The sequence below is a fragment of the uncultured Litoreibacter sp. genome, from assembly GCF_947487515.1.
Lineage (GTDB): Bacteria > Pseudomonadota > Alphaproteobacteria > Rhodobacterales > Rhodobacteraceae > Litoreibacter.
Genome location: NZ_CANKWO010000001.1, coordinates 1,007,885 through 1,028,859, shown reverse-complemented (window position 1 = coordinate 1,028,859; position 20,975 = coordinate 1,007,885). Strand labels below are relative to the sequence as shown.

At 56.3% G+C, this 20,975-nt stretch carries 18 protein-coding genes; 14 read left to right on the top strand and 4 right to left on the bottom strand.

Annotation, left to right across the window (positions count from 1 at the left end; all coding sequences use genetic code 11):
- Positions 1–125: 125 nt before the first annotated feature.
- Positions 126–1,235, top strand: a complete 1,110-nt coding sequence (locus tag Q0746_RS05065) for a porin (RefSeq protein ID WP_298257819.1) — start codon at positions 126–128, stop codon at positions 1,233–1,235.
- A complete protein-coding gene (locus tag Q0746_RS05060; protein WP_298257817.1) occupies positions 1,235–1,390 on the top strand; it encodes a hypothetical protein in 156 nt (51 codons plus the stop codon). The genes Q0746_RS05065 and Q0746_RS05060 overlap by 1 nt, the downstream gene beginning before the upstream one ends.
- Positions 1,391–1,492: 102 nt before the next feature.
- Here Q0746_RS05060 and fsa read toward each other — a convergent pair whose 3' ends face one another.
- Positions 1,493–2,146: a fructose-6-phosphate aldolase gene (gene fsa, locus Q0746_RS05055; protein ID WP_298257816.1), complete on the bottom strand. Its 654-nt coding sequence runs from the start codon at positions 2,144–2,146 to the stop codon at positions 1,493–1,495.
- An 88-nt stretch (positions 2,147–2,234) separates the two neighbouring features.
- On the opposite strand from fsa, the gene Q0746_RS05050 reads away from it, so the two are divergent.
- From Q0746_RS05050 to Q0746_RS05035, 4 genes are all read left to right on the top strand, one after another.
- Entirely contained in the window at positions 2,235–4,412 is a 2,178-nt protein-coding gene (locus Q0746_RS05050; protein WP_298257814.1) for a primosomal protein N', read from the top strand.
- Positions 4,413–4,474: 62 nt separating this feature from the next.
- Positions 4,475–5,545, top strand: a complete 1,071-nt coding sequence (gene hisC, locus Q0746_RS05045) for a histidinol-phosphate transaminase (RefSeq protein ID WP_298257813.1) — start codon at positions 4,475–4,477, stop codon at positions 5,543–5,545.
- Positions 5,546–6,460, top strand: a complete 915-nt coding sequence (locus Q0746_RS05040; protein WP_298257812.1) for a prephenate/arogenate dehydrogenase family protein — start codon at positions 5,546–5,548, stop codon at positions 6,458–6,460. It abuts the gene before it with no gap.
- On the top strand, positions 6,457–7,296 hold the full coding sequence (locus Q0746_RS05035) for an extensin family protein (protein WP_298257811.1): 840 nt from the start codon (positions 6,457–6,459) through the stop codon (positions 7,294–7,296). The genes Q0746_RS05040 and Q0746_RS05035 overlap by 4 nt, the downstream gene beginning before the upstream one ends.
- On the opposite strand, the gene Q0746_RS05030 is transcribed toward Q0746_RS05035, so the two are convergent.
- Positions 7,293–8,294, bottom strand: a complete 1,002-nt coding sequence (locus Q0746_RS05030) for a DUF2125 domain-containing protein (RefSeq protein ID WP_298257809.1) — start codon at positions 8,292–8,294, stop codon at positions 7,293–7,295. The genes Q0746_RS05035 and Q0746_RS05030 overlap by 4 nt on opposite strands.
- Before the next feature lie 65 nt (positions 8,295–8,359).
- Between Q0746_RS05030 and Q0746_RS05025 the strand changes: the two genes are divergently transcribed.
- The 3 genes from Q0746_RS05025 (at position 8,360) to Q0746_RS05015 (ending at position 11,945) form a co-directional block, all read left to right on the top strand.
- A complete protein-coding gene (locus Q0746_RS05025; RefSeq protein WP_298257807.1) occupies positions 8,360–8,896 on the top strand; it encodes a gamma-glutamylcyclotransferase in 537 nt (178 codons plus the stop codon).
- Between the two features lie 81 nt (positions 8,897–8,977).
- Positions 8,978–10,192, top strand: coding sequence for a biopolymer transporter ExbB (locus Q0746_RS05020; protein WP_298257805.1), 1,215 nt, complete (start codon positions 8,978–8,980; stop codon positions 10,190–10,192).
- 4 nt (positions 10,193–10,196) lie between these two features.
- Positions 10,197–11,945 carry a peptidoglycan -binding protein gene (locus tag Q0746_RS05015; protein WP_298257804.1) on the top strand — a complete coding sequence of 583 codons (1,749 nt, stop codon included), beginning with the start codon at positions 10,197–10,199 and terminating at the stop codon, positions 11,943–11,945.
- Here Q0746_RS05015 and Q0746_RS05010 read toward each other — a convergent pair.
- A complete protein-coding gene (locus Q0746_RS05010) occupies positions 11,932–12,894 on the bottom strand; it encodes a M23 family metallopeptidase (protein ID WP_298257801.1) in 963 nt (320 codons plus the stop codon). The two genes, Q0746_RS05015 and Q0746_RS05010, sit on opposite strands and share 14 nt — an antisense overlap.
- On the bottom strand, positions 12,894–15,227 hold the full coding sequence (clpA, locus tag Q0746_RS05005; protein WP_298257799.1) for an ATP-dependent Clp protease ATP-binding subunit ClpA: 2,334 nt from the start codon (positions 15,225–15,227) through the stop codon (positions 12,894–12,896). Before clpA ends, Q0746_RS05010 begins: the two co-directional genes overlap by 1 nt.
- A gap of 258 nt (positions 15,228–15,485) precedes the next feature.
- Between clpA and Q0746_RS05000 the strand changes: the two genes are divergently transcribed.
- The 5 genes from Q0746_RS05000 (at position 15,486) to atpD (ending at position 20,971) form a co-directional block, all read left to right on the top strand.
- Positions 15,486–16,298 carry a methyltransferase domain-containing protein gene (locus tag Q0746_RS05000; protein ID WP_298257797.1) on the top strand — a complete coding sequence of 271 codons (813 nt, stop codon included), beginning with the start codon at positions 15,486–15,488 and terminating at the stop codon, positions 16,296–16,298.
- A 235-nt stretch (positions 16,299–16,533) separates the two neighbouring features.
- Positions 16,534–17,100 (top strand): F0F1 ATP synthase subunit delta, encoded by a 567-nt coding sequence (locus Q0746_RS04995; RefSeq protein ID WP_298257795.1) that lies wholly within the window; start codon positions 16,534–16,536, stop codon positions 17,098–17,100.
- A 1-nt stretch (position 17,101) separates the two neighbouring features.
- A complete protein-coding gene (atpA, locus tag Q0746_RS04990) occupies positions 17,102–18,640 on the top strand; it encodes a F0F1 ATP synthase subunit alpha (RefSeq protein WP_298257793.1) in 1,539 nt (512 codons plus the stop codon).
- A 15-nt stretch (positions 18,641–18,655) separates the two neighbouring features.
- Positions 18,656–19,528, top strand: a complete 873-nt coding sequence (locus Q0746_RS04985) for a F0F1 ATP synthase subunit gamma (protein ID WP_298257791.1) — start codon at positions 18,656–18,658, stop codon at positions 19,526–19,528.
- A gap of 18 nt (positions 19,529–19,546) precedes the next feature.
- Entirely contained in the window at positions 19,547–20,971 is a 1,425-nt protein-coding gene (gene atpD, locus Q0746_RS04980) for a F0F1 ATP synthase subunit beta (RefSeq protein ID WP_298257789.1), read from the top strand.
- Positions 20,972–20,975 lie beyond the last annotated feature (4 nt).

Sequence of the window (20,975 nt, the reverse complement as noted above, 5' to 3'; positions counted from 1 at the left end):
TTTATATTTTTCAATTGCTTGACCTATACGTTTGTGTGGTTGCCTTGCCGCTACATCCAAGGCGATTGCTGGCGGTCTAAATTCTCCTCGTTCCAGTCACGGACAACTTGAAAATCGAGGACGATATGAGATCATTACTATTAGTGACGGCCAGTGCTTTGGCCGTGAGCAGCCTACCCAGTTTCGCTGAAGAAAGCGGGAAAACTGTCGGCAGCGCCAATACCGGCATCCGCCTGAGCTTCTCGGGGCAGGTAAACCGCGGCGTCTTGTTTGCAGATGATGGCGTCAGCAGCGAGACGTTCTTTGTTGATAACGACAACTCCTCCACGCGCTTTCGCTTTACCGGCGAAGGTGACTTTGGCGATGGTTGGACGGCTGGGGTAAACATCGAAATCCAAGCCGAAAGCAATTCCACAGCGAGTGTAAACCAGATCACACAGAACACCGGCGGCGGGTCTTCGTTCTTGTCCGAGAGAAAGCTGGAGCTGTTCTTCGAGAACGACAAATTCGGGCGGTTGACCGTCGGCCAAGGCGATACCGCGTCGAATTCTACGTCAGAGGTTGATCTGTCCGGCACATCCATCGTTGCATATTCCGGTGTTGCAGACTTCGCAGGCGGCATTTTGTTCCGCGACAGCGCCAATGCCTTGACGACGGTCAGTGTCGGCAGTGTTGTGACCAATCTGGACGGGCTGAGCCGTCAGGACCGTGTGCGGTATGACGCGCCCTCCTTTGGCGGTGTGACTTTGTCCGGCTCTGTTGGGTCTGACGGGATCTACGATGTGGCTGCCCGCTACAACAGCACTTTGGGTGCGTTCAAAGTTGGCGCGGCCTTGGCTTACTCGGTTGATGCCGCAGACGACGAAACGGTCAACGGCTCGGTGTCATTGCTGCACCAAGACACTGGCCTGAGCCTGACGCTGGCGGGCGGTTCGCGGGATCGCGAACTGGCGACGGACCTGCGGGACACCAAGTTCGGCTATGTCAAAGTCGGGTATCAAACGACTGCAATCTCAAACCTAGGGGCGACGGCATTCTCCATCGACTACTCGGTCAGCGATGATGTGGCTGCCGTTGGCGACGAGGCCACAAGCTACGGGATTGCCGCCGTTCAACATATCGACGCAATCGGAACCGATCTTTACCTTGGCGTGCGCAATTACGAGCTGGATCGCCCGGGATCGCAGTTCCAAGATGTCACGGCAGTTCTCGCCGGTGCACGGTTGAAGTTCTAATGCGAGCGGTGTTTGCAGTTGCTTTGCTGTTGGCCGTGTCGGCCTGCTCAGGCTCCAGCGGTCTTGACCGCGAGGCTTTGCGCGCAATTGATGACATCCCCGAAGGTCGTGGGCTGTTGTCCGGTGCGAGCGGGGAGTTTTCCCGCAAGTTCTAAGAAATTGTAAAGCTTATCCCTCGAGAGGCTTTGCAGACCCCAACCCAGAGTTTTTTTCATTTCCTCTGGGTTGGGGCATTTGGTGCGTTCAGGCCAAAGGGCTTAGACGATCTTGATGTTGGCTTTGGCGACGTCTTTCATAAAGCCATCAAGGCCTTTGTCGGTCAAAACGTGATCGGCCATCTTCTTGATAACCGCAGGTGGCGCGGTCGCCACATCTGCACCGATGGCCGCGCAATCGGACATGTGGTTGGCCGACCGGATGGAGGCCGCGAGGATCTGCGTCTCGAAGCCGTAGTTGTCGTACATATTGCGAATGTCCGCGATCAGCTCCATGCCGTCTAGGTTCAAGTCATCCAAACGGCCGATGAACGGAGAAATGAACGTCGCGCCCACTTTGGCCGCCAGCAGCGCTTGGTTGGCCGAGAAGCAAAGCGTCACATTGACCATATGGCCTTCGTTGGTCAGCACGTTACAGGCTTTCAACCCGTCCCATGTCAAAGGCACTTTCACGGCGATGTTGTCTGCGATTTTTGCCAGTTTGCGGCCTTCCGCGATCATGTCGTCGGCGTTCAGGGCGACGACTTCAGCGGACACAGGCCCATCAACAATTGAGCAAATCTCTTTGGTCACTTCCAGAATGTCACGGCCGGATTTTGCAATCAGCGACGGGTTGGTCGTTACCCCGTCCACGATACCCAAGGCGTTCAGGTCCTTGATGTCGTCAATTTCTGCGGTGTCTACGAAGAATTTCATGGGCTATGCCTTTCGGTGGGCGTTGGGGCTGGTTAAGTGTGGCTTTACCTCAATTGCGTAGGTGAGGGCAAACGGTGAAAGGGCAGTCGTGAGCGGGTTTTTCCATGAAGGCGATTTGGTGGGGGTTGTCACCACCCAGCCATTGGACCGCATGCTGGACTATAAAGCCCCAGAAGGTGGTTGCCATTTGGGGGCATTTGTCGAAGTGCCGCTGGGGCCGCGCAAGGTGCTGGGCGTCATATGGGGCGCAGGAAAAGGCGATTACGACTACTCAAAAACACGTTCAGTTATTCGGGTGCTGGATGTGCCGCCGATGCGCGAAGAGATGCGTGATTTCCTGACACGGGCGGGGGCTTATACGCTGACGCCTCTCACTGCGATGGTGCGTTTGGCGACGCGGTCGCCGGGGTTGGGTGATCCGCCGGCCATGCGCAAAATCTTCCGCATGGGAACTGGCGAGGTCGACCGCATGACCCCCGCGCGCGAAAAAGTGCTGGCGGTGCTCGAAGAATTCGGCGGGCTGTCATTCACCTTGAAGGAACTGGCTGAGCAAGCAGGTGTTGGCACATCGGTCGTCAAAGGCTTGGCCACACTTGGGGCCGTGCGCGAAGAGGACAGCCCGCGAGATTTGCCCTTTGCCGCGTTGGACCCATCAAGACCAGGAAAAGAGCTAACAGAGGATCAGGCCTCAGCCGTCGCCGCGCTGGACCGCGTCGGCTATTCGACAACATTGCTAAAAGGCGTGACCGGATCAGGCAAAACGGAAGTGTATCTTGAGGCCGTTGCAGCCTGTTTGCGCCGTGGGCGGCAGGCTTTGGTGCTGTTGCCGGAGATCGCTTTAACCTCAGAATTCCTTACCCGAGTAGAAGAACGTTTCGGCGCACGCCCCGCCGAGTGGCATTCGGGGGTGACCATGACGGAACGCCGTCGCGTTTGGCGGATGGTTGCAGATGGCGGTGCGGAGCTGGTGGTCGGGGCACGGTCTGCGTTGTTCCTGCCTTACCGTGATTTGGGGCTGATCGTGGTCGATGAAGAGCACGACAATTCGTACAAACAAGAAGAGGGCGTACTGTATAACGCCCGTGACATGACCGTTTTGCGGGCCTCACTTTGTGGGGCGCAGGTGGTTCTGGCCTCGGCCACGCCGTCGCTGGAAACTTGGGCCAATGCCGAGGCGGGGAAGTATTCGCGGGTTGAGCTGACGTCGCGCTTTGGGGATGCGGTCCTCCCCGAGATGCGCGCCATTGATATGCGCCGTGAAGATTTGCCAAGCGCACGCTGGGTGTCACCGACCTTGCAGCGCGAAATCGCGAAACGGATCGAAAAAGGCGAACAATCGTTGGTCTTCCTCAACCGTCGTGGCTACGCGCCAACGACGCTATGTCGGGCTTGCGGGCATCAGATCGTGTGCAAGGATTGCGACGCGCGGATGGTGGAGCACCGGTTTCTCAAACGTTTGATGTGCCACCAATGCGGCGAAACCGAACCCATGCCCACAGCCTGCCCTTCTTGCAAGGCCGAAGACCGTTTGGCCCCCATCGGCCCAGGAGTGGAGCGCATGGGCGAGGAATTGGCCGAGTTGTTTCCCGACGCCCGTGTGGTCGTTCTCTCCTCCGATCTTTATGGGACGTCTCGGGAGCTGAAGGCGCATATTGAGGCAATTGCTCAGGGCGGGGCGGATATCATCATCGGGACCCAATTGGTTGCCAAGGGGCATAATTTTCCGCAACTGACCTTGGTCGGCGTGATTGACGCGGATTTGGGGCTGCAGGGGTCGGACCTTCGCGCCGCGGAAAAGACCTTTCAGCTGATGCGTCAGGTTGCAGGCAGGGCAGGGCGGTCAACCAAGCGGGGCACGGCATTGCTGCAAACGTTTCAGCCCGAGCATCCGGTGATCACCTCGATCCTGAACGGGGATGAGGAGGCCTTCTGGCGGGCCGAGGCCGCAGAGCGAGAGCAAGCAGGTATGCCCCCCTACGGGCGAATGGCCGGCGTGATCCTGTCCGGTCCTGAAGCGGCACCGGTTTTCGATCTGGGCAACACGTTGGCTCGCAATGACAGGGCGCTCAAGCAGGTCGGGGCACAAGTGTACGGGCCTGCTCCGGCCCCGATTGCGCGTATCCGTGGGCGCCACCGTGTGCGCCTGTTGGTGAAAGCCCCGAAAGGCGCTCCGCTGCAACGGGCCATCGCGGAATGGATCAGACCAATCCGTCTCAGGGGGGATTTGCGCTTGCAGGTTGATATCGATCCGCAAAGCTTCTTTTAAAGCCGACCTTTCCAACCCCGATCTGGCTGGTTAAAACGAGCAGAACTTTGGGGACAACTGACATGACGATGACGCCACAACCAGGTATCATGGATATCAATCTTTACCAGTCGGGAGCCTCGAAAATCGAGGGCGTCTCGGAGGTCATCAAACTCTCTTCCAATGAAAACCCACATGGGCCGTCCAAACGGGCTTTGGATGCGTTTCGGCAAGCTGCGGGCGAATTGCATTTGTATCCTTCTACCGATCACAGCGCGCTACGCCACGCCATTGGCGATGTGCAAGGTTTGGACCCCGAGCGCATCACATGCGGGGTTGGCTCTGACGAAATTATCTCCTTTTTGTGCTACGCCTACGCAGGGCCGGGGGACGAGGTGCTTCATACCGAACACGGGTTTTCCATGTACCGGATTTCTGCGTTGGCCGCAGGGGCTTCCCCCGTAGCGGCCCCCGAAACGGAGCGCCGGACGGATGTCGACAAACTGCTTGCGGCAGTGACGGAGCGTACAAAACTGGTGTTTGTTGCAAACCCCAACAACCCAACCGGAACAATGATTGACGAAACCGAAGTCGCCCGTTTGGCCGACGGGTTGCCCGAAGGGTGCTTGTTGGTGTTGGACGGGGCCTACGCAGAGTTCGTTGAAGGGTTTGACGCAGGTCAGGCGGTGATAGATGCGCGCGACAACGTCTTCATGACCCGCACCTTCTCCAAAGCCTATGGGCTGGGTGGGCTGCGGATTGGCTACGGCTACGGCCCCAAGGAGATCATTGACACATTGAACCGTGTGCGCGGCCCGTTCAATCTAAGCGTCCCTGCCTTGAAGGCGGCGGAAATGGCCATGCGGGACACCGGTTATCTGGATTGGTGCCGTGCGGAAAACGTCAGAATGCGCGACTGGATGACGGCGCAGCTGCACGCCATTGGCGTCAAAGTTGACCCGTCAGAGGCGAATTTCATCTTGGCCCGATTTGACGATCAGGCGCAGGCCGAAGCGATAGATGCGCATTTGAAAACCAAGGGGCTGATTGTGCGCTTGGTGGCTGGGTATAATCTGCCGGACTGCATTCGAATTACCGTCGGGACCGAAGAGGCCTGCAAGCAGGTTGTCGCGGCCATCAAGGAGGCGCTGTAAATGGCCCAACTCTATGATCGTGTGGCTGTAATTGGCCTTGGGCTGATTGCCGGCTCCCTGTTTCATGCGATGAAACGAGCCGATCTGGCGGGGGAAGTCGTGGGCTATGCGCGCTCGGCCGAGACCCGCAAGGTGGCGCGTGACATTGGCTTGTGTGACCGCATCGCTTCTAGCGCCGTTGAGGCGGTGAAAGATGCTGATCTGGTAATTCTTTGCGTGCCGGTTGGTGCCATGGGGGCTGTCGCCGCCGAAATCGCGCCGGGATTGAAGCACGGCGCCTTGGTGTCTGACGTTGGGTCCACCAAAGGCGCGGTGATTGATGCGGTCGCCCCGCATCTTCCCGAAGGTGTGGACTTCATCCCCGCACACCCGTTGGCGGGCACCGAGCAGTCTGGCCCAACCTCTGGATTTGCAGAGCTGTTTGACAACCGCTGGTGTTTGCTCACCCCGCTTGAAGGCACGGACGCGGATGTATTGAGCCGCTACAAGACACTTTGGGAGCAGATGGGGTCCAACGTGGACGAGATGGACCCTGCGCATCATGATTTGGTTCTGGCCGTTACCTCTCATACGCCGCATCTGATCGCCTACACGATGGTTGGGGTGGCTGATGATCTGGGGCGGGTAACTGACAGTGAAGTGGTCAAATATTCGGCTGCCGGTTTTCGCGACTTCACGCGGATTGCGGCGTCCGACCCGACAATGTGGCGCGATGTGTTTTTGTCGAATAAGGATGCAACCTTGGAAATTCTTGGCCGGTTCACCGAAGAGCTGTTTGCCCTGCAACGGGCCATTCGCACCGGCGACGGAGAACATTTGCACGATTACTTCACCCGCACCCGTGCGATCCGACGCGGCATTATTGAGGCGGGTCAAGATACCGACGCACCGAACTTTGGGCGTAACGCGAAATGAAGTGGCTGTTGTTGGCCAGTGTATTGCTGACGGGGGTGGCGCAGGCCAATACTGCGACCTCGCTGCGCCCCTTGCCCCGTCAGGGGGCAGCAACACCCGCACCAGAACGGGCGGTGATCGTCGAAGTTTCAGCGTCTGCGTTGGCACCGCGCCGCTCCTTGCGCCCGTTTGCGCGAGGGGAAACAGTGGTGGCAGAACGCCAAGATGCGGTGCGCCCGAATACCTTTGGAACGCAGCTGAAAAACGCCTTCAAGAAGAAGCCAAAATCGCGACCTGCGGCGAAACCCTCCAAGAAAGTATCCAAAAGCCTGAAAGGGTCCGTCTGCGGTGACCCTAGTATTCGCGGCGAAAAGATCAGCCGAATTCCGGCCAAGATCAAAGGGTGCGGCTTGGACAATGGGGTGAAGATAACGGAAGTGTCTGGCGTTGCTTTGACGCAGCATGCCAAGATCGATTGTAACACGGCCAAAGCCCTGAAAACATGGGTGGATAAGGGCGTGAAACCTGCGGTCGGGCGCCGCGGGGGAGGGGTTAAATCCCTCAAAATTGTGGCCCATTACAATTGCAGGACACGTAACAATCAAAAGGGCGCGAAGATTTCAGAACACGGCAGAGGCCGCGCTTTGGACATTGCAGCGATCAACCTGAAGGATGGCTCATCGATGACTGTGCTAAAGGGCTGGCGCAGCAAGAAAAACGGACCGGCATTGAAGAAGATGCACAAGGCAGCTTGCGGGCCGTTTGGGACCGTTTTGGGGCCAAATGCAAACCGCTTTCATCAAGACCATTTTCACTTTGACACCGCGCGATACCGCTCCGGCACTTACTGCCGCTAGCGTAGGTTGAGCTTCGGTGCTGATCCGATCGGGATGGGCCCTAAGAAGATGCGCCCGTCCGAGAAACTGAGCGGTGCATCGAGTGAATTTTCCGCACCAGATAAGGTCGCCAGAAAGCCTAAGCCCAGCTCGGCCGCGCGGGCGGCTTCGGCGGGCATAGCGCCAGCATTTACCGCAAGGTTCAGCATTTCACGCCAGTTTTGCGCTTTGATGGCGACTTCGCCGTTTGGGTGACCGGTGGTATCTACGGCCAAGTCTCCTTTGGCCCGAAGGTGTAATTCCCCCCAGCTGCCGCGCGCGTCTTTGATATCGAGCGAGGTTATGTCTGGGCGGTTTTGCTCAATCACACGAATATCAAGAGGACGGGCGAAGCCGATTTCGCTGTCGAAACTGAACCCTTCGATCGCATCGGGCAGATTGCCTCCGGCGTCCAGAACCTTCCGCAAGGCCTCGCTGGGAAGGAGCGTGTCGGCCTGCGCGGCGATGTCATAGGTCATTTCCTTGTCAGCCGTCTGCCTGATGGCGAAGTTGATGTTATCAGCTCCGGCGCTCCACCCTTCGCTAGAAGAGACGGCGGCGCCTTCGACGACCAACGTTGCGTTGACCAATTCTAGCTTGCTGTTTGGCATAACCTTAATCGATGCGGTCATGGCATTGGTTTTTATGTCTATTTTTTGAAACGGCGTGGCCAAATTTTGAGAGTTCGGCCAAGCGGCAATCAAATGGTTAGGCTGATAGCTAAGTGAGAAGATTTGAAAGAACGGCGCAGACCAGCTTACCCCAGTTTCGGGATCGGTTAACTGAATGTCTGTTATCGTGGTGTCAAACCGGTTGGGAAAACCGCGAACCTTGAGGTCCGAATATTCGACCTGCCACCCCTCTGCGCGACGGGCGTCCAGCCAGCCAACGGTTGCTTTTTGCGACGCGGTCGCCCCAACAACCCAATAGGCGGCCCATGCGGTGGCAGCCACCAAAACGACGACGATCAACTTACGCATGTGGAATGTCCTTTTCCCGAAACCCGTGATGTTGTTTACAGGCGCAAAGGTAGAAGGACCAGATCATGACGGACGCTCCTCTTTGGGTATTTGGCTACGGCTCTTTGATGTGGAACCCGGGGTTTGAACCTGAGGAGCAGGTTCTGGCGCGGCTCGACGGGTTTCACCGCTCTTTTTGTATGTGGTCGATCCACCACCGCGGCTCCGAAGAGGAACCGGGACTGGTTTTAGCGCTGGATGAGGCCGATACCACCTGCGATGGGGTGGCCATGCGGGTGAAAGATCACGAACGTGACGCGGTGCTTGCTTATCTGCGTGAACGCGAACTGGTATCCGCCGCCTATGTCGAACAGGTGCATGACCTTGAGCTGCGTGACGGGCGCAAGGTGCCTGCGCTTTGCTATGTGATTGAGCGGGATCATATCCAGTATTGCGGCGGGATGGAGCTGGAACAGCAAGCCCAAGTTATCGCCAAGGCGGTTGGGGGGCGTGGGCCCAACACCGAGTATTTGTATAACACAGCACAGCAGCTTGATGCCTTCGAGATCACAGATACTGACATGAATTGGTTGGTCACGCGGGTACGGCAACTGGCGGGTTAGTTATTCCTTTGAAAACCGCCTGTGCGCGCCTATCATGCCTTGAATAAAAAGAAGTCCGAGCATGACAGAGGCCGCAAACTGATGGACACCCCAATCGAGCGGGAACGCACGCCGCAATTCACCCAGCCTGTGCGACAGATCATGGTGATGTTGGTCATCCTTGGTCTTGTAGCGTTTGGCGGATACCTGATTTACCCGTCCGTCAGCTCGGTGTTTTTGGCCAATCCATATCTGAACGGGGTGATCCTGTCGGTGTTTGTTGCGGGCGTTCTGGCCTGCTTTGTGCAGGTGCTGCAGTTGATTTCGTCCGTGTCGTGGATCGAAAGTTTCGCGCATGATCGCGCAGATCACGACAAGACCCATGCTCCAACTCTTCTTGCATCTTTGGCAGGGTTGTTGCGGTCTCGCGGGGCGCGGATGCAGATCAGTTCTGGCTCGTCGCGCACGATTTTGGATTCCGTTGCCACACGAATGGATGAGGCGCGTGATATAACGCGGTACATCATTAACCTGTTGATTTTTCTGGGTTTGCTGGGGACGTTCTACGGATTGGCAACCACCATTCCCGGTGTTGTGGATACCATTCGGTCGTTGAATGTTGAAGAAGGTGAAAGCGGCGCTAAGGTCTTTGGCGATCTGATGAACGGGTTGGAAAGCCAGCTTGCGGGCATGGGCACGGCCTTCGCGTCCTCTTTGCTGGGGCTTGCGGGGTCACTCGTTGTGGGCTTGTTGGAGCTATTCGCGGGGCATGGGCAAAACCGGTTCTACCGTGAAATGGAAGAATGGTTGTCCACCATCACACGCGTCGGATTTTCCTCGGGGGAAGGCGACGGCGGCGGCGGTTTTGATCAAGGGGTCGTGGCCACAGTCCTTGACCATATGGTGGAGCAAATCGACAGTCTTCAAGGCCTATTTGTACAAGGGGAAGCCAGCCGTGTTGCCTCTGCGGAAAAGCTGGATAGCCTTACCCGCGCGGTCGCGACATTGACCAACCGGCTGGACATGAGCATCGATCCGACAGATGCGCTAAATCGTGTCGCGGATGGTCAAGAGCGACTGTTGGCCAAATTGGCAGAAACCACAGACAATGACATCGATCCGGAAAGCCGCATGCGGTTGCGGTCCATCGATGTTCAGATGCTGAAGATACTGGAAGAAATGTCTTCTGGCCGGCAGGAAAGCATGGGCCAGCTGCATACGGATTTGGTTCAGGTGACACAGGCAGTGCGTCAATTAACCCGCGAACGCCGCCCTTCCAATACCCGCCGTTTGCCGGATCACGGGAAGGAGGAATAGCCCCGTGGCGCTGTCTCGACGCAACGGAAAACGGTTTGAAGCCAACATCTGGCCTGGCTTTGTGGATGCGATGACGGCCTTGCTTTTGGTTCTGGTGTTTGTGTTGTCTATCTTCATGATTGTGCAGTTTATGCTGAGCGAGAAGATCACCTCCCAAGACAGCGAGTTGAACCAGTTGACTGGCGAGGTGGCCTCACTTGCGCAGGCATTGGGATTGGAGCAACAGCGCAGCTTCGGTCTGGAGCAAGACATCGAAGAACTTGATATTACTGCCGCGCAACAGGCCACATTGATTGCCTCACTCTCGGCGCAAAATGAAACGCAAGCCAGCAAGATCGCCAGCTTTGAAGAGCAGGTCGCAGGGCTGCTGAGCCAGCGCGAGGGCTTGCGCGGACAGGTAGCTTCTTTGACGGGCGATCTTGAAGATTCTCAAAATCAGGTGGAAGGGCTTTTCGCGCGGATCGAAGACATAGAGGCGGGTTTGGCACGAGAGATTTCGCAAAAGGAAGCCGCCCAATTGGCATTGGCGACGGCACGCGCTGAAATCGACGAAGGTGTTGAGACTGCCCGCTTGGCGGCCGCGCGCCGCGAAGCCTTGGAGGCTTTGGTCGCGGACTTGCAGCTTCAATCCGATGCACAATCCGAGGCGCTCAGCGCGGCGGAGGCGGCCAAACTTATTGATGACGCTGCTGCAGATGCTTTGCGCGCGCGTTTGCAAAATGCTGATGCGGAGCTTACCGCCATGACCTTGGCTTTGGAAACGCAACGCAAAGAGGCAGAGGATACATTGACCTTGCTGGCAGCCGCACGGGCCGCAGAGAAAGTGTCGGCAGATCAGTTGGCCTCTGTCCTTGCAACGCAGACCCAGACGACCGCCAATCTGGAGGCATCACAAGCCGAAGAGGAAGACCTGCGCAAGCAGCTCGTAGCGGCACTGGCTGCGCAGGCCGCCGCGCAAACCGGTATTGCAGAGGCGATGGGAGAGGCCGAACAACGGGCAGCCCTTCTGTCGTTGGCGCGTAGCGAGCTGGCGGATGAAAAGGAAATTAGCTTGGAAAGTCAGCGCAAAGTTGAGGTGCTGAACCAGCAAGTCGCGGCTTTACGAACGCAATTGGGGTCTTTGCAATCCATTTTGGACGAAACGGATGCGCGCCGCGAAGCCTCTGATGTTCAGGTTCAGAATTTGGGGGCTGAATTGAATTCTGCCCTTGCGCTGGTTGCGTCTGAGCAGCGCTCTCGGGCCAAACTTGAGGAAGCGGAGCGGTTGCGTCTGGAGGCCGAGGCAAAAGAGTTGAAGAACTACCGCTCCGAATTCTTTGGGCAACTTCGAGCACTTTTGGGCAATCAAGATGGTATCCGAATTGAAGGTGACCGCTTTGTGTTTTCATCAGAGGTGCTGTTTCAACCTGGACGGGCCGTGCTGTCGCCGGAGGGCAAAAGCGAGGTGGCCAAGGTCGCAACCATCTTGTCGCGCGTTGCAGGGGATATTCCTGACGGGTTAGATTGGGTGATCCGCGTCGATGGTCACACCGATAATTTGCCTTTGTCGGGGGTTGGCCGTTTCAAAGACAATTGGGAATTGAGCCAAGCGCGCGCATTATCTGTCGTAAGGTATATGAGCGCGGATTTGGGAATTGCACCTTCGCGATTGGCGGCCAACGGATTTGGGGAGTTTCAACCGATTAACCTTGCGAATACGCCAGAGGCGCGCGCCCAAAACCGGCGGATCGAATTGAAGCTTACCGAGAAGTAGTTAACGACTGTGTGCTCAGAACGGTGCCGTTTCTTTCGAATGTCACCACGCCTTCATAAACCCCCAAAGGCCAGCCGTTCTTTGGTTTCTTGCGGCCTGATGCGCGGAAAACTTGGGCTTGGGGTTTGGTGAATTCTACAATTTGACTGTGGCGCCAACCTTCCGGGCCGGTAATTTTGAACGTCATCGTGTCCCCTGCGCGGGTGCCAAATGCATAGCCCCAAAGAACCAAACCGGCGGCATTGGCTGCTAAACTGTCTGCGTCCTCCAATCCGGCTTTGATGTCATCGAACTTTGGCACGCCTTCGGAAAACCCGATGTCGAGCAGCGCACCAGCTGTATAGGTGATTGGGTCTTGCCACAGCGTTGTTTCGGAAGGCCCGCATTGTCCCGCCGCATCCGGAGAGAAAGGGTCGACCACGACACCGTTGTGGCGCAATGACATGTGAATATGCGGGAATTCGGTTCTGCCGCTCAGGCCGACCAAACCAAGGGCCGTGCCCTTGGCGACGCGCTGGCCTTTCTCCACGGTGATTGAGCCGTTTCGCATATGGCAGTACTGGCTTTCCCAACCGTCGCCATGGCTGATAACCAACCCGTTTCCACAATCTTTTCCGTTGAGGTCAGGAGCATTCGGAGCATTTGACGCAATGTCGGGCAGCCCGTCGCGAGTAGCGCGCACCGTTCCCGGGGCCGTTGCAAGGACGGTCACGCCGGCCTTCATTTCGGCCAAGGTCGCAACACGAATATCGGTGCCTTTGTGGCCGTCATAGGTCAAAGGCCCGCAAGTGTGATCGCGGGCATTGGGAGTTGGATCGCTGTCGACATAGTTCTGGATGAAGCAGGTCTCCCCGAGAACGCAATCAATAGGCAGCGAAAAAAGAGGATCCTTCGCGGCCGCTGGGGCCGCGAAAGTTATTGCAATGATGAACGACAGTATTCTTCGCACTAGTCAGCAGTAAGCAGAGGTGGCTTCTTTTTGGAGGTGATGCGCGCAGCCTCTGGCTCCAGAATGGTGAGGTCGATTTCACCTTTCTTGACACCAACTTTCACCACACCACCTTTGGCCAGCTTTCCAAACAGCAATTCTTCAGCCAGCGGCTTTTTGATATGCTCCTGAATCACACGGCCCAAGGGGCGTGCGCCCATCTTGTCGTCGTAGCCCTTTTCGCCAAGCCATTCCGCCGCGGCAGGGGTTAACTCGATGGTCACGTTGCGATCCATCAATTGTGCTTCGAGTTGCAATACGAACTTTTCAACTACACGCGAGATGATCTTCTTGCCGAGCGGTGCAAAGCTGATCACAGCGTCCAAACGGTTGCGGAACTCCGGTGTGAAGGTGCGTTCAATGGCGGCGGTGTCTTCCCCCTCGCGGCGGTCACGTCCGAAGCCGATGGCCGATTTGGACATCTCCATTGCGCCCGCATTTGACGTCATGATCAAGATCACATTGCGGAAATCCACCGTGCGTCCATTGTGGTCTGTCAGCTTGCCGTTATCCATCACCTGCAGCAGGATATTGTAGACATCCGGGTGGGCTTTTTCCATTTCGTCGAGCAGAAGCACACAGTGCGGATGCTGGTCGACTTGGTCGGTTAACATACCGCCCTGATCGAAACCGACATAGCCTGGAGGCGCGCCAATCAAACGTGAAACCGCGTGTTTCTCCATGTATTCCGACATGTCAAAGCGCAACAGCTCTACACCCAAAGTGCTGGCGAGTTGCTTGGCAACCTCGGTTTTCCCCACACCAGTTGGACCTGCGAAGAGGTAGTTGCCGATGGGTTTTTCCGGCTCGCGCAAGCCGGCGCGGGCCAATTTGATCGCCGAAGACAACGCGTCTAGGGCCGCGTCTTGTCCGAACACCACGCGTTTGAGCGACTTTTCCAAATCTTTCAGAACGACGGCGTCGTCTTTGGTGACATTTTTGGGCGGGATTCGTGCGATCTTCGCCACAACGGCTTCGATCTCTTTTGCGCCAATGGTTTTGCGACGTTTGCTTTCGGCCACCAGATGTTGCGCTGCACCGGCTTCGTCGATCACGTCGATCGCTTTGTCGGGCAGTTTGCGGTCGTGGATATAGCGCGATGCCAGTTCTACGGCAGATTTGATCGCATCAGTTGTGTATTTGATGTCGTGATGCTTCTCGAAATAGGGTTTCAGGCCCTTGAGGATTTTGATGGCATCATCAACTGAAGGCTCGTTCACATCGATCTTTTGGAAGCGACGGGCCAAAGCGCGATCTTTTTCAAAATGCTGACGGAACTCTTTGTAGGTCGTGGATCCCATGCAGCGCAGTTTGCCCCCTTGCAGCGCGGGTTTCAGCAGGTTGGAGGCATCCATCGCACCACCAGAGGTTGCGCCAGCGCCGATTACCGTATGGATTTCGTCGATAAACAGCACCGCATCGGGATGATCTTCCATCTCAGTCATCACGGCTTTCAGGCGTTCTTCAAAATCACCACGATACCGTGTGCCAGCCAGCAACGCGCCCATATCAAGGGAGTAAATCGTGGCGTGCGCCAGAATTTCAGGAGTTTCACCAGCGACGATCTTATGGGCCAATCCTTCTGCAATGGCTGTTTTGCCAACGCCAGGATCGCCAACCAACAACGGGTTATTCTTGCGACGGCGACACAATACCTGAACGCAACGCTCCACTTCTTCAGAGCGGCCGATCAATGGGTCAACATCCCCCTGCGCAGCCTTGGCGTTCAGGTCTACACAGTATTTAGAAAGCGCGGTTTCCTTGGCTTCACCTTCAACATCATTGGCCTCAGGCGTGATCTCTTCTTCAAAGTCCGGCGCTCCTGAGACGGGGCGTGCTTCGCCAAATGTGGGGTCTTTCGCTACACCATGAGCGATAAAATTCACCGCATCATAGCGTGTCATATCCTGTTCTTGCAGGAAGAAGGCGGCGTTGCTTTCGCGTTCGGCGAAGATCGCAACCAAGACATTGGCGCCAGTGACCTCGGTGCGGCCAGAGGATTGCACATGAATTGCCGCGCGTTGAATGACGCGTTGGAAGGCAGCGGTTGGCACCGCCTCCGACCCTTCAACATCCGTCACGAGAGTGGATAACTCGTCTTCGATGAATTCGCCCAGTGTTTTGCGAAGCACATCAAGATCAACGCCACAGGCGTTCATAACTTTGGCAGCATCCGGTTCGTCAATGAGCGCAAGCAGAAGATGTTCCAGCGTCGCAAGCTCGTGGCGATGGGTATTGGCCTGCGCCAATGCCGAGTGAATTGCCTTTTCGAGAGTGTCAGAGAATGACGGCACCCTATGCTCCTTTATTATCGAGGGCAGTTTCCGGGGTTGAGGGCCCGGATCTTACCATTGCCTCTTAGACCTTACATTTCGGTTTATATCGCCGATATTCAAGTCGTTTCTCTTCACAATGGTCGTGATCGGCCCGAAAGGGAAGAGAGTATCGCGTCAGATCGTGTTGTCGCGAGATACTTCACCTAAGATGCGCATCCGTCTTTGCAAGGGCGCAAAAGAGTTGCAGAGTGCCTGTGACGCGTAAAGGGACAGTTCATGCATCTCGACGTACAAGATTTAAAAAAGTTCTATTATCGCACCGGACTTGGCCGTGTGGCGCAACGCGCGGTGCGTGATCAGCTGCGCAGTCTGTGGCCGGACACCAAAGGGCAGACAGTAATTGGATACGGGTTTGCGGCTCCTTTGTTGCGCCCATTTATTGGCGAGGCGCGCCGCGTGGTTGCACTGATGCCGGGACCTCAAGGGGTCATGCATTGGCCCGCCGGCCAAGACAACATGTCGGTGTTATGCGAGGAGGCGCTTTGGCCTCTTGAGACAGGGCAGGCGGATAAATTGGTGGTGATGCACGGGTTGGAAACCACAGAGAACCCGACCGCATTGCTGGACGAATGCTTTCGGGTGCTGGGACCCGGGGGGCGTGCATTATTTGTGGTCCCCAATCGTGCTGGACTTTGGGCGCGACGCGACGGCACGCCGTTTGGCTACGGGCGGCCCTATTCGTTGACGCAGTTGGAGACACAGTTAAAGCGCCACTCCTTCACACCGGAAAGTCACCGCGCGGCGCTGTTTACCCCGCCCAGCCAACGCAAAGTTTGGCTGAAATGGGCCGCCACCATCGAGAAGATGGGGCGCGGGGTGTCCAGCTACATTGCGGGCGGTGTTCTGATTGTTGAGGTCAGCAAGCAGGTCTATGCCCCGAAGAAGAGGGGGATCGGCGCGAAGGTGCGTGCGCCGTTGCGTATTTTGGAAGGTGCGGCGAATCCGGTGTCGGGGCGCGAGGTGAAAGATCCAACTTGCACGCCCCTTGGGGTGACTCGCGGGGAAAATGGGACCAAATTTGCGAATTGAGTCCCATTTATTGCGGCTTCATTCGGTCGCACCCATGGCTTCGATGGCCGGGAGCCCAATAAAAGAAGGGGATACGACAGTATACTGAAACATTAATATATTGACCTTCCCTGTTGCGGTACGCACCCCGCTTTGCTAGATCACCACTGATTTTGAAGGCTGCGGGTTTGCGCGGCCTTTCTTGCAACGGCCACGTCGGACTTCGCGAAAAGTTTGCTGGCCTCGTAACGGAAGGGTGGACGTGTCCGAACCAGTCTCGATCTCCACAGGCATCGCCGGTCGCTATGCGACAGCCGTGTTTGAATTGGCCAAGGAAGGCAAAAAGCTGAAGGCGTTGGAAACCGACGTCGATACGCTGGACGCCGCATTGACCGGAAGCTCAGATTTCCGCGATCTTATCGCTTCTCCGCTGTACTCTCGTGAGCAGCAGGCAAGCGCCATCGTGGCAATCTCCAAGAAAATGAAGCTGTCGCCGACTATGGCCAACACGCTGAACCTGATGGCCGGCAAGCGCCGTCTGTTTGTTCTGCCGCAGTTGGTATCCGAGTTGCGCGGGCTGATCGCCGACGAAAAGGGCGAAATCGCAGCAGACGTCACAGCCGCAAAGGCGCTGACGAAGGCTCAACAAGACAAACTTGCCAAGACGCTGAAAGCGACTGTGGGCAAAGATGTGAAAATCAATATGGCCGTCGATGAAAGCCTCATTGGCGGTCTTGTCGTAAAAGTAGGTTCCAAGATGATCGATACGTCGATCCGCTCGAAACTTGCTTCCCTCCAGAATTCCATGAAAGAGGTCGGATAAAATGGCGATCCAAGCTGCAGAAATCTCTGCGATCCTGAAAGATCAAATCAAAAACTTCGGCAAAGAAGTCGAAGTTGCTGAAGTTGGTCGCGTATTGAGCGTAGGCGATGGTATCGCCCGTGTTTACGGTCTCGACAATTGCCAAGCTGGTGAGATGGTCGAATTCCCTGGTGGCATTCAAGGCATGGCCCTGAACCTCGAGAACGACAACGTTGGTGTTGTTATCTTCGGGTCTGACCGTGACATTAAAGAAGGCGACACTGTTAAGCGCACAAACTCCATCGTGGACGTACCTGCCGGTGACGAGCTGCTGGGTCGCGTTGTTGACGGTCTGGGTAACCCGCTGGACGGCAAGGGCCCGATCAAAACGAAGAACCGTGCTGTTGCTGACCAAAAGGCACCGGGCATTATCCCACGTAAGTCGGTTCACGAGCCAATGGCGACTGGTCTGAAATCTGTGGATGCGATGATCCCAGTTGGCCGCGGCCAGCGCGAATTGATCATTGGTGACCGTCAAATCGGTAAAACAGCGATCGCGCTTGACGCCATCCTGAACCAAAAATCCTACAACGACGCTGCTGGCGACGACGAGAGCAAGAAGCTCTACTGTGTCTACGTTGCGGTTGGCCAAAAGCGCTCTACAGTTGCGCAGCTGGTGAAGAAGCTCGAAGAGTCCGGCGCGATCGAATATTCGGTTGTTGTTGCGGCGACGGCTTCTGACCCTGCACCAATGCAGTTCTTGGCTCCATACGCCGCGACTGCGATGGCCGAGCACTTCCGTGACAACGGCCGCCACGCTTTGATCATCTATGATGATTTGACCAAGCAAGCTGTGTCCTACCGTCAAATGTCCTTGCTTCTGCGTCGCCCACCAGGCCGTGAAGCGTACCCAGGTGACGTTTTCTACCTTCACTCCCGTCTGCTCGAGCGTTCTTGCAAATTGAACGAAGACAACGGTTCCGGTTCCTTGACGGCGCTGCCGATCATTGAAACCCAAGGTGGTGACGTTTCTGCGTTTATTCCAACCAACGTGATTTCGATCACCGACGGTCAGATCTTCCTTGAGACCGAATTGTTCTACCAAGGCATTCGCCCTGCGGTGAACACAGGTCTGTCGGTGTCTCGTGTGGGCTCTTCCGCTCAAACGAACTCGATGAAATCTGTTGCTGGTCCGGTTAAGCTGGAGCTTGCTCAATACCGTGAGATGGCTGCGTTCGCGCAGTTCGGCTCCGACCTTGATGCCGCTACTCAGCAGTTGCTGAACCGTGGTGCGCGTTTGACTGAGCTGATGAAACAGCCACAGTACTCGCCACTGACCAATGCTGAGATCGTTTGCGTGATCTACGCGGGCACCAAAGGCTACCTTGATAAGATCGAAGTCTCTGACGTCGGTCGTTTCGAGGCTGGCTTGCTGGCGCACCTGCGTGGCAAAGGCAAAGCTGTTCTGGACATGATCACCAAGGATGACCCAAAGATTAAGGGTGATGCCGAGGCGGCCATCAAGGCAGAGCTAGACGCGTTCGCAGCTGACTTCGCATAAGGGGGGCTTAGGCAGATGCCAAACCTCAAGGTTCTAAAAAATCGGATCGCGTCGGTCAAATCGACCCGCAAGATCACGAAGGCGATGCAAATGGTCGCCGCTGCTAAACTGCGCCGTGCGCAGGAAGCAGCGGAGGCTGGCCGCCCCTACGCTGAACGGTTTAACGCCGTTATGGCGCAGTTGGCCGGTGGCGTGTCTTCCGACAGCGGCCCAAAGCTGCTGGTCGGAAACGGCTCCAACCAGACACATCTGTTGGTCGTTATGACCGCAGAACGTGGCCTGTGTGGTGGCTTTAACGGCAACATTGCAAAGCTGGCCCGTGTGGCCGCTCATAAACTCATGGCCGAAGGCAAGACAGTGAAGATCCTCACTGTTGGCAAAAAGGGTCGCGAAGCGCTGAAACGCGAATTCGGCGACCTTTCCATCGGCCACGTGGACCTGTCGGAAGTGAAGAAGCTGGGTTACGACAATGCCTCTGGTATTGCGCAAGACCTGCTGACCCGCTTCGAGGATGGTGAATTTGACGTTGCGAAGATCTTCTACTCGACCTTCCAGTCCGTCATCAGCCAAACGCCGACAGAGCAGCAAATCATCCCAGCCGACTTCAGCAATGTTGAAGCCAGCGAGGAAGCGACGCTGTATGACTACGAGCCAAGCGAAGAAGCCATCTTGGCTGACTTGCTGCCGCGCGCAGTTGCCACGCAAATCTTCTCGGCCCTGTTGGAAAACGGCGCCTCGGAGCAGGGTGCACGGATGTCCGCTATGGACAACGCGACCCGCAACGCAGGCGAAATGATCGACAAGCTGACCGTAGAGTATAACCGCTCGCGTCAGGCTGTGATCACCAACGAGCTTATTGAAATCATTTCGGGCGCTGAAGCGCTCTAGACCCCGGAGAACCTCAACATGGCCAATGTTAAAGGCAAAATTACACAGGTTATTGGTGCGGTCGTCGACGTCCAATTCGCCGATGACCTGCCTGAGATCCTCAACGCGCTGGAAACAGACAACAACGGCAAAAAGCTGGTGTTGGAAGTTGCTCAGCACCTTGGCGAAAACACCGTTCGTGCGATTGCTATGGACGCCACCGAAGGTTTGGTGCGCGGTCAGGAAGTGATCAACACCGAAGGTCAGATCACTGTTCCAGTGGGCACTGGCACTTTGGGCCGCATCCTGAACGTAACTGGCGACCCAGTTGACGAGCAGGGCCCTGTTAAAGCGTCCGGCCGCCGCCCAATTCACGGTGACGCGCCTGCATTTGAAGACCAGTCCACAGCGACTGAAATTCTGGTAACAGGCATCAAGGTTATCGACTTGCTGGCTCCCTACACCAAAGGCGGTAAAATCGGCCTCTTCGGTGGTGCGGGTGTTGGTAAAACAGTTTTGATCATGGAATTGATCAACAACATCGCGAAGGTGCACTCTGGTGTGTCCGTGTTCGCGGGTGTTGGTGAGCGTACGCGTGAAGGAAACGACCTTTACCACGAGATGATCGAATCCGGCGTTATCGTTCCAGACAACTTGGAAGACTCCAAAATTGCGCTGGTTTACGGCCAAATGAACGAGCCTCCCGGTGCGCGTATGCGTATCGCTTTGACTGGTCTGTCCTTGGCTGAGCAGTTCCGCGATGACACGGGTTCTGACGTTCTGTTCTTCGTGGACAACATCTTCCGCTTTACACAAGCCGGATCCGAAGTGTCCGCGCTTTTGGGTCGTATCCCATCTGCGGTTGGCTACCAGCCAACACTGGCAACCGACATGGGTGCCATGCAAGAGCGTATCGCATCCACAAAAGCGGGCTCGATTACGTCTGTTCAAGCCGTATATGTTCCTGCGGATGACCTTACTGACCCTGCGCCTGCGACGTCCTTTGCTCACCTTGATGCGACAACGGTTCTTGACCGTGCGATCTCGGAAAAAGGTATCTACCCTGCGGTTGACCCGCTCGACTCCACATCCCGCCTGATGGACCCTGCGGTTGTTGGCGAGGAGCACTACGGTGTTGCTCGTGACGTGCAAGGTATCCTGCAGCGCTACAAGTCGCTTCAAGACATCATCGCCATTCTTGGCATGGACGAATTGTCCGAGGACGACAAATTGGCAGTGGCACGTGCCCGTAAGATCGAGCGCTTCTTGTCCCAGCCGTTCGACGTGGCGAAAGTGTTCACAGGTTCCGACGGTAAGCAGGTTGCTTTGGAAGACACGATCGCGTCGTTCAAAGCAGTTGTGGCTGGTGAATACGATCACCTTCCAGAAGGCGCTTTCTACATGGTTGGTGGCATCGACGAAGTTGTTGCTAAAGCCGAGAAAATGGCCGCGGAAGCAGCCTAAATTC

Excerpts from the sequence above, each read along its gene's own strand:
- Q0746_RS05020 (WP_298257805.1), top strand. The coding sequence starts at position 8,978 with ATGGACACCCCAATCGAGCGGGAACGCACGCCGCAATTCACCCAGCCT.
- Q0746_RS05040 (WP_298257812.1), top strand. The coding sequence starts at position 5,546 with ATGGCCCAACTCTATGATCGTGTGGCTGTAATTGGCCTTGGGCTGATT.
- Q0746_RS05000 (WP_298257797.1), top strand. The coding sequence starts at position 15,486 with ATGCATCTCGACGTACAAGATTTAAAAAAGTTCTATTATCGCACCGGA.
- Q0746_RS05060 (WP_298257817.1), top strand. The coding sequence starts at position 1,235 with ATGCGAGCGGTGTTTGCAGTTGCTTTGCTGTTGGCCGTGTCGGCCTGC.
- hisC (WP_298257813.1), top strand. The coding sequence starts at position 4,475 with ATGACGATGACGCCACAACCAGGTATCATGGATATCAATCTTTACCAG.
- atpA (WP_298257793.1), top strand. The coding sequence starts at position 17,102 with ATGGCGATCCAAGCTGCAGAAATCTCTGCGATCCTGAAAGATCAAATC.
- Q0746_RS05035 (WP_298257811.1), top strand. The coding sequence starts at position 6,457 with ATGAAGTGGCTGTTGTTGGCCAGTGTATTGCTGACGGGGGTGGCGCAG.
- Q0746_RS05030 (WP_298257809.1), bottom strand. The coding sequence starts at position 8,294 with ATGCGTAAGTTGATCGTCGTCGTTTTGGTGGCTGCCACCGCATGGGCC.
- Q0746_RS04985 (WP_298257791.1), top strand. The coding sequence starts at position 18,656 with ATGCCAAACCTCAAGGTTCTAAAAAATCGGATCGCGTCGGTCAAATCG.
- fsa (WP_298257816.1), bottom strand. The coding sequence starts at position 2,146 with ATGAAATTCTTCGTAGACACCGCAGAAATTGACGACATCAAGGACCTG.
- atpD (WP_298257789.1), top strand. The coding sequence starts at position 19,547 with ATGGCCAATGTTAAAGGCAAAATTACACAGGTTATTGGTGCGGTCGTC.
- Q0746_RS05065 (WP_298257819.1), top strand. The coding sequence starts at position 126 with ATGAGATCATTACTATTAGTGACGGCCAGTGCTTTGGCCGTGAGCAGC.
- Q0746_RS05025 (WP_298257807.1), top strand. The coding sequence starts at position 8,360 with ATGACGGACGCTCCTCTTTGGGTATTTGGCTACGGCTCTTTGATGTGG.